Annotated in this window: 3 tRNA genes and 1 pseudogene; 3 read left to right on the top strand and 1 reads right to left on the bottom strand. The window is 62.2% G+C overall.

The window, feature by feature from the left end:
- Window positions 1-8: 8 nt before the first annotated feature.
- A pseudogene (locus AHiyo1_RS10010) lies at window positions 9-931 on the bottom strand (DMT family transporter).
- 275 nt (window positions 932-1,206) lie between these two features.
- On the opposite strand from AHiyo1_RS10010, the gene AHiyo1_RS10015 reads away from it, so the two are divergent.
- From AHiyo1_RS10015 to AHiyo1_RS10025, 3 genes are all read left to right on the top strand, one after another.
- Window positions 1,207-1,279 (top strand) — tRNA-Glu (locus tag AHiyo1_RS10015).
- Window positions 1,280-1,379: 100 nt separating this feature from the next.
- Window positions 1,380-1,453 (top strand) — tRNA-Asp (locus tag AHiyo1_RS10020).
- A gap of 50 nt (window positions 1,454-1,503) precedes the next feature.
- Window positions 1,504-1,579: transfer RNA gene (locus tag AHiyo1_RS10025), tRNA-Phe, on the top strand.
- Window positions 1,580-1,690: the final 111 nt, after the last annotated feature.

A 1,690-nucleotide genomic window follows, 5' to 3' on the forward strand; every position in this document is an offset into this window, starting at 1 on the left:
CCGGCTTCTTAGCGGGGGGTGATCCCGCGGGAACGGCGCCGCGTCAACCCGACGCCACAAGGCAGATGACGCCGCCCACAAGGCCCCAGATGGTGGGGATTTCCTTGAGGACCGCCCAGGAAATCAGGATCGTGGTGCCCGGAACCAGGTACGTCGTGGCGGCGAGTTTCCCGGCCTCGATGAGGGACAGTGCGTAGGCCCATGTGGTGAAAGCGATGGCGGTGGGGAAAATTCCGAGATACACCAAGCCGAGGGTGGCCGGAAGGGGTGCGGCCTGCACTTCGGCCACTAGTTGGCCGGCCCACGGCAGGCAGCACACGGCGCCCACCATGATGCCAAACCAGGTGGCCTGTGCAGCGGAGAAGGTGCGCAGCACGGGCTTCTGGACAATCACGCTCACCGCGGCGAGCACAGCGGCAAGGAGGCACAACAGCACTCCGGCGACATCCGCCGTCGAGCGCTGTCCCGAACCGAGCGCGATCAGCGCAACGCCGCCGAACGCCACGAGGCTGCCGATGATCAGCCAGCGCGGAAAGCCTTCTTTCAGGATCACGCCGGCCAGGACGGCGATCAGGATCGGCGAGACGTTGATGAGCATGGCGCTGGTTCCGGCATCGAGCATGTGCTCGGCGGCGTTCAGGGCGAGGTTGTAACCTGCGAACCACATGACGCCGTAGGCGAGGATGGGCAGCCATTCGCGTCCTTTGGGCCAGCGCTTGAGCCTAGGCAGGGCGACAATGCCGAGCGCGACGGCGGCAACCACCAGCCGTCCGAGCGTCAGGGAGCCCGGGGAGAAGCTGGGTCCCACTGCGCGGATGCCCACGAAGGCGGACGCCCAGAGGACAACGGTGACGATGACGGCGGCAATGCCGAGCTTACTGATGGTCCGGGAGGGTGTGGTCGCCGGAGAGACTGGTGTGCTTGTGGCCATGGTGCCAATCTAGCCCGGGAGCAGCTGGACGGACTGGCGGAATTCGGACGTCTTTCAACAAGAAACCGCCAACCCTGGCACGGCGGTCTTGAGCGGTGGCTTGAGACTGGCACTGCGTCCGGATTGCGTCCTGGTTTGAGACCCCGTTTGCGTTCCACGCTGCGCGATTTGGGAATATCCCTGAGTATGCTCTAAAGTTTTAGAGTCCAGTTCGGACGAGCGAGAAGCGGTAAACGCATAGCGTTGTTGACCGTCGCGAATTCGGATTGTTCCAGGCCCCCATCGTCTAGCGGCCTAGGACACCGCCCTTTCACGGCGGCGGCACGGGTTCGAATCCCGTTGGGGGTACGCAAGGAACTGGTCAAGCCGGGCTGAAAAGTCTGGTAGGCTGGAAGCCTTGAAAAAAGCGGTAGAGATACCGCAATCGTAGTAGAGATACTGCAAGCAAGGCCCTGTAGCGCAGTTGGTTAGCGCGCCGCCCTGTCACGGCGGAGGTCGCGGGTTCAAGTCCCGTCAGGGTCGCTCTGATTGCCGGAAGAAGTTCCGGCAATCATGGTGACATTGTCACCTAAGGCTCTGTAGCTCAGTTGGTAGAGCGTTCGACTGAAAATCGAAAGGTCACCGGATCGACGCCGGTCGGAGCCACCACTGGGAAGCGTCAGTTCTTCGGAACTGGCGCTTTTCTTCATTTAAGCTGCGATGGAAATGCCTGGGGTTATTCGATTTCTGCCTAAAAGGCGGACATTTCGGCGCGCGTGC

Source organism: Arthrobacter sp. Hiyo1, assembly GCF_001263615.2.
Taxonomy (GTDB): Bacteria; Actinomycetota; Actinomycetes; order Actinomycetales; family Micrococcaceae; genus Arthrobacter.